The organism is Okeania sp. SIO2B9, from assembly GCF_010672505.1.
Taxonomy (GTDB): Bacteria; Cyanobacteriota; Cyanobacteriia; order Cyanobacteriales; family Microcoleaceae; genus Okeania; species Okeania hirsuta.
The window spans coordinates 1-6,631 of the sequence record NZ_JAAHGK010000294.1 but is presented as its reverse complement, the minus strand read 5'-3'; the positions used below and the strand labels follow the sequence as shown (position 1 = coordinate 6,631).

Below are 6,631 nucleotides of genomic sequence, written 5' to 3'. Positions count from 1 at the left end.
AAGGAAGAAGGAAGAAGGAAGAAGAAAGAGGGAAGAGGAAAGAAGGCTACCCTCGCAAGAAAAAACCATCATTTCCTGTAGATATTCACCCTTGGGTTTACACAAACGATATAAACGGACATGATATCAGGAGTCGTAGGGGGGAATGGCCATTACTCCCTACAGGACTCAGGAGGGAAGAAAGAAGAAGAAACCCCGAGTAGAAGGAGAAAGTTTTTTGGTCGCGCAAACGGAACGGAGTTCTATCGAGCTCTTATCCGGACATGATATCATACCTCAAATCATCAACGCCAAAAACTTATAACCCTGTAGGAACGTTGCATGAAACGTTCCTACATTGTCATCTACTTAGGAGAAAAAGAGGCAGATTGACTTCTGACTTCTGACTTCAGCTAGTAAGGCCATTTCCAATTAACAATATCAGGTCGGTCAGCACCATACTCGTACGCATAGTTTTGACAAGAAATTTGCTCATTGCGGAAATCTTCTTTCGCATGAGCACCTGCAACTTTTAGTCTATCTACTCGGTCAATTACATCCATCGCAATACTGAAGCGGTCAATATTGTTCCGAATAGCTAATTCTAAAGGTGTATTAATATTACCCTTTTCCTTATAACCTCGGACATGGAGATTATTGTGATTAGTGCGACGGTAAGTATAACGGTGAATCAACCAAGGATAACCGTGGAAGTTAAAGATAATTGGTTTATCCAGAGTAAACAAAGTATCAAAGTCGCGATCGTTCAATCCATGAGGATGCTCTGTATCTGGTTGTAACTTAAACAGATCGACTACATTGATAAAGCGAATCTTCAAGTCAGGGAAAGCTTCCCGTAAAAGAACACTAGCAGCCAAAGCTTCCTTAGTCGGAATATCTCCAGCAGTTGCCAACACAACATCAGGCTCCATTCCCTGGTCGTTACTTGCCCAATCCCAAATGCCTATACCCTTGGTACAATGCTTAATTGCAGCATCCATATCCATGTACTGCAAATGCTTCTGTTTGTCAGACACAATCACATTTACATAGTTTTTGCTCCGCAAACAGTGGTCAGCAACCGATAACAAACAGTTAACATCAGGTGGTAGATAAATCCGAGTTACATCTGGAGTCTTGTTAGAAACTACATCTAGGAAACCAGGATCTTGGTGAGTAAAACCGTTGTGGTCTTGTCGCCAAACTGTAGAAGTAATCAACAAATTTAGAGAAGGAATTTTTTCACGCCAACTAAGTTCATTGCACTTTTCAATCCACTTTGTGTGTTGACCCACCATTGAATCAATTACATGAGCAAATGCCTCATAAGTCGAGAAAAAGCCGTGTCTTCCCGTCAATATGTATCCTTCCATCCAACCTTCGAGAGTGTGTTCACTCAACATTTCCATCACACGACCATCTCGTGCAAGCTCCCCACCATCCAAGTCTTCCGGTAGAAACTCTGCCATCCAAGTTTTCTTACTAACTTCATAAATGGCATTCAGCTTATTAGAAGTATTTTCATCAGGTCCGAATACCCGGAAATTATTCATGTTCTTAGCCATGACATCCCGGAGAAATACACCCAAAGGACGAGTATTTTCTGCTTCTATTGTTCCAGGTTTATCTATTTCTATACCGTATTCCTGGAAATTAGGCATATTCAATTGTTTGCAGAGAAGACCACCATTGGCATGAGGGTTAGCGCTCATCCGACGGCCACCATAAGGAGCTATTTCTCTTAATTCCGGTTTAAACTTGCCACTTTCATCAAAAAGTTCTTCTGGTCTGTAGCTACGCAGCCACCCTTCTAAAATTTTTAGATGTTCTGGATTTTTAGCAACATCAGTCATCGGCACTTGGTGCGCCCGCCAGAAACCTTCAATTTTGTGTCCATCAATTTCTGAGGGAGCTGACCATCCTTTAGGTGTCCGGAATATAATCATCGGCCACCGTGGCAGATCGGCATTGCCAGAACTCCTAGCTTCTTGCTGAATAGCTTTGATTTCTTGAACACAATGGTCTAAGGTAGCTGCCATTGCTTGGTGCATACTATCTGGATCGGAGCCTTCGACAAAATATGGTTGATAACCATAACCCAAAAATAGATTTCTTAAATCCTCATGGCTGATTCTAGCTAAAATTGTAGGATTGTTAATCTTATAACCATTTAGATGCAGAATTGGTAAGATAGCACCATCTGTAATGGGATTAATAAATTTATTGGAATGCCAAGATGTAGCTAGAGGTCCTGTTTCTGACTCACCATCTCCCACAACTGGCACAGAAATTAAATTTGGATTATCCAGAATTGCACCTGTGGCATGAGAAAGTACATAACCAAGTTCACCTCCCTCATGGATAGAACCTGGAGTTTCTGGCGTACAATGACTACCAATACCACCGGGGAAAGAGAATTCTTTGAAGAATTTTTCTAGACCTTGTATATTTTGACCCTTGTCAGGATAGACTTCTGAGTAAGTGTCCTCTAAATAAGTTGGAGCTAATACTCCTGGTGCGCCATGTCCTGGACCGGACATATAAATCATATCAAGGTCAAATTTTTTGATAATCCGGTTGAGATGTATCCATATAAATGCTTGACCAGAACTTGACCCCCAGTGTCCCAAAATTCGACTTTTAATGTGTTCAGGGCTTAGAGGTTCCTGTAGGAGAGGATTCTTTTTAAGATAAATCATCCCTACCATTAAATAGCAAGAAGCGCGCCAAAAAGCTTGCATTTTGTAGAGTTCATCAGAACTCAGGGGCGTTCCTTCAACGGTTGAACGCGCCTGGCCAAAAGCACTGATCGAAGCTATTTTTTCTGGTGTTGATACCATTATTTTCAGATCCCTTATACAAAATTCTACATCTTTTGTCTTTTAGTAAGCAGAATAAATGTCCATTGCTAGGATTAAGTTGAGTTGAGCAATTTCAAACATTCATTCTTGTTTCTGCTAATAGTGGAGATGAGATGGCTATATTACTATGCCGATCTAGTTACAAATAACTATAATTAATTTCTACAATAAAACTGTCATAAAAGATAGTTAAGATTTAGTTAAGTTTAGTATTTATAATTATTATCTTTATTCGAGGGAAAAAATAATAGATATATACCAATATACATATATACCAATTATGTTATAGGTTATAGAATGCCCTATTCAATCAAGGTTTTTCATTATAATTTTTTTATTATATTTAATGAATTCAGCTTATTTGATAAATTTTAACTACTATTATTTTGATTTTCTCATACTTAGTTTAAGCCTATAATTTATCTTGATTTTTAGCTACTTTGATAGCTTGAACTAACCTAATGTTTTTTGTGCAATTGTGTCATAGAAAGTTCTATATTATCAGTAAGTATCTTAGCAGCTTGCTTTGTAGAATAACCAAGATAATCTTTGACTTCTAAAGGAGAACCTATATTAACCTTAACGCCACACCGCCAGGGTGGAGGAGCTGGATGATCGTATAAAATACTAACAGGAATAATTTTTAGATTAAGTTCCTTTTTGCTAGATATTGCCTGTAGTGCTATACGAGAAACACCCGATTGAATAGGATAAATTTTGTTATTTTCGGGATATATTCTTCCTTCAGGAAATAGTACCAACATTTCCTGATTTTTTAGGAGTTGAACACTATGGCGAATACTAGAAATTCCAGGATGATCGCGATCAACAGGAAACCCACCCAAGCGACGAATAAACCAACCTTGAAAACCTCGTGTTTGTTCTTCGGAGACCATATATCGAAGTTTACGGTTAGTCACAAACAAACCTGCTGCATAAGCTATAATTAGAGGATCCCAGCGAGAACGGTGAGTAGGTGCAAGAATAATTGCATCTGTTTTTGGTATATTTTTTTGACCCCTGATTTCTATTTTGAAATAAAATGGCACTAATATACAGCATGACAAAAAGTAAGTTAGTGGAGTTAACCAAGCTGAGAACTCAGAGGTAACTTCCGCAGATGCTTGATCATTCTTAGGTTTATTGTTTTTAGTCATTGGTGGTGTATAAGGTAAGAAGAAGTTTACCGAAAAATTGGGTTTAAAGCTTCGCCCATAAGCGGGCGACTTTTTATTTGCAAGTGAATTGAATATATGCTACACTATTATTAGTTGCCGGGGGGCACTCGGAAACTCTAAACGGACGTGGAGGCAAGCATAAGACTACTGTCAAAGTAGCAGAAGCCTAAGAAGCGTCAACCCGCCGAAGAGCTACGGCTCAGTAGGAATCTCCGTGCCTTTAGGCCGGAGAGGATGTCAAAGTGCAAGGGTTTAGCCACATCTAAGCCCTATGAGCATAATTTCCAGCAAGTCTAGTCTAGAAAGAGGTTTCAGCTTAGTTTACAAATCAGCTCTAAGACTATTGTTATATCATGTCCGGATAATTAGTGATAGAACTCCGTCCCGCGCTCCGCGTTAACGTTTGCGGTAGCATGACCCTAGGAAAGTTGTGCGCCTGCAAACAAAAAACTTTCTCCTTTTCCTCCTATTTATTCTTTCTTTCTTCCCTCCTGATATCAAATCCGGTTAAACAGTTATAGAATGGTTAAGTCAGGAGGAGTCAACCCACCCCTCGCCCCTCCCCCTCCCAGGAGGGGGAGTCAGGAGGAGAGAGAATGACAAAGATGAGCATAGTTATGACGATTGGAGAATTTTTTTATGTCCAATAAAATGGATTTGATATTACTCCTGACTCCTTTATCGTTATTTATAATATTCAACCGGACATGATATTACTTGTGTTGCTTTTAATTCAAATTGTCAAACGCCAAAAGACGTAGTGCTATAATTAAAAATCCGAATCCTACTCAGAAATCTCAGATCTGAAAATTTAAAATTAAAATTATAGACTTGCTTAACTATCAGATTGATAAGAAATATGTTCTGATTGATAAGCAGGGGGTTCAACATGAATCATGATTCTGGCAGGATGAAACCTTTCTTGTAGAAGCGCTTCTACCTTTTCAGTAATTTGATGAGCAGTTTCTATATCATTAGAATTAACAATGAGGTGCATTTCAATAAATACCTGACGACCGATAATTCCACGAGAAGCAATGTCGTGACAATTAACTACTCCTGGAACTTCCATCGCGATCGCATGAATAGCTTCTGGTGCTACTGCCATATAGTCTACCAACCAAGGCAAATTTTCTTTCAAAACTTCCCAAGCACTCCGAAACACTAAAAGAGCAACGGGAAAAGCTAAAAGCACATCTAACCAACGGAAAATAGTTAGATTCCAAATATTTCCTTGCCAAATACCAATTAATCCAGCTATAACAATTACTGTCACCCAGATATCACTCATTGTATGGTGAGAGTCGGCAATTAAAATACTACTACCGATTTTATGTCCTACCCGACGTTCATAAAATGCCACAAAAATATTAATCCCAAGCACAATTAATAATATCCATAGTGCGGGTGGAGAAATATTCACCTCTTGACTACCGCCCACTATTTGTTGTATTGCTCCACTCAGAATTTCAAAACAAGCAATACCAAGGAAAGCAGCAATACCTAGAGCGCCAATAGCGTCAAATTTTTGATGTCCGTATGGATATTGGCGGTCTGGTTTAGGGGAGGCAAGATGATTTGTGACTAACCCTAAAATGTTATTAGCACTGTCAGTGACACTGTGCAAAGCATCAGCAAATAGACTCAGAGAACCTGTCCAAAATGCTATTCCAGCTTTGATTAACATCACTAATAAATTTAGTAGTAAAGTGATGATTAAAACTTTGCGGACTTGTTTGCGATTATCGGTAGACATGGTTCAACAATTAATAATTAATAATTAATAGACTTGTCGCGAAATAAAACCTTAAAGTTAAATGGAAAATTTCTACCTTTCAATCATTAAATTATCCTGCCATTAAGTAGAAATTCCAGAGTCCAGCTGCAGTGAACATGAAGCGAGCGTCGCGCATCTTTGATGTGATTTCGATATCATCCTCTAGCTGCATTATATCTGTTTACCCCAGATATTGTCTGTTCACTTTTGACGCGGTCGCTACTTTTTTCTTGATTGAGATGTTTTTGTTGGTCAGTTAATTCCTGAGATCGAGGTTTTTTCGTGGGTCGGCTTGATGTTGACAAATTCCTTCTAACTCTATAGAACCCCTGAGCGTATCTTTGGAGGCGGTATGTGCTTTTGACTTCCGTCCTCAGCCTGAGGAAGTTGTGGAAATTCAGGAACGAGAATGGGGAAAAAGCGGATGAGACCCCGCGTCGCCCAATAGCAAACCTGGTAGCTTCCCTTGCAGGTAGAAAAATACTCTTATCTCCCCATCTCCCCATCTCCCCATCTCCTTCTCTATTTTTAAATAGATCCGTTTAGGGGTTCTATACTTTACCTTATAAAGCGACAAGTCTATTATAGGATTGGATAAGTTCTTTTTAGGCATGATTTTCAGCCTTTTTTTGTAGTATTCTTTTTTCATGCTTGGTTTAATTGAAATTAAAAAAAGTAGACAAAAATGATGAAAATAGTGAGATCAAGTTAAGCTTATATTGAGCATCAAGCTCAAGATTATTCCTTTAAATTGAAAGATTAAATATAAGTAGTAAAACTGATTTTATAGAGCATAATTATGGAGCATTAAATCTTCATAAGTGGAGAATTTATTT

Annotated in this window: 5 protein-coding genes; 1 reads left to right on the top strand and 4 read right to left on the bottom strand. The window is 38.6% G+C overall.

Translation table 11 applies throughout. The annotated features are described in order from the left end of the window. Window positions 1–203 (top strand): hypothetical protein (locus tag F6K13_RS12480; RefSeq protein WP_287287516.1); only part of this gene is annotated, 203 nt, incomplete at its 5' end. A 189-nt stretch (window positions 204–392) separates the two neighbouring features. Here the strand turns inward: F6K13_RS12480 and F6K13_RS12475 are convergent. The 4 genes from F6K13_RS12475 to F6K13_RS12460 all read right to left on the bottom strand — a co-directional run bounded on the left by F6K13_RS12475 (window position 393) and on the right by F6K13_RS12460 (window position 6,100). Then, a complete protein-coding gene (locus tag F6K13_RS12475) occupies window positions 393–2,819 on the bottom strand; it encodes a phosphoketolase (RefSeq protein WP_124144857.1) in 2,427 nt (808 codons plus the stop codon). Between the two features lie 479 nt (window positions 2,820–3,298). Continuing rightward, entirely contained in the window at window positions 3,299–3,997 is a 699-nt protein-coding gene (locus F6K13_RS12470) for a 1-acyl-sn-glycerol-3-phosphate acyltransferase (RefSeq protein WP_124144856.1), read from the bottom strand. An 856-nt stretch (window positions 3,998–4,853) separates the two neighbouring features. Next, window positions 4,854–5,774, bottom strand: a complete 921-nt coding sequence (locus F6K13_RS12465; protein ID WP_124144855.1) for a cation diffusion facilitator family transporter — start codon at window positions 5,772–5,774, stop codon at window positions 4,854–4,856. Window positions 5,775–5,950: 176 nt separating this feature from the next. After that, window positions 5,951–6,100 (bottom strand): transposase family protein, encoded by a 150-nt coding sequence (locus F6K13_RS12460; RefSeq protein WP_161564508.1) that lies wholly within the window; start codon window positions 6,098–6,100, stop codon window positions 5,951–5,953. Window positions 6,101–6,631 lie beyond the last annotated feature (531 nt).

Excerpts from the sequence above, each read along its gene's own strand:
- F6K13_RS12470 (WP_124144856.1), bottom strand. The coding sequence starts at position 3,997 with ATGACTAAAAACAATAAACCTAAGAATGATCAAGCATCTGCGGAAGTT.
- F6K13_RS12475 (WP_124144857.1), bottom strand. The coding sequence starts at position 2,819 with ATGGTATCAACACCAGAAAAAATAGCTTCGATCAGTGCTTTTGGCCAG.
- F6K13_RS12465 (WP_124144855.1), bottom strand. The coding sequence starts at position 5,774 with ATGTCTACCGATAATCGCAAACAAGTCCGCAAAGTTTTAATCATCACT.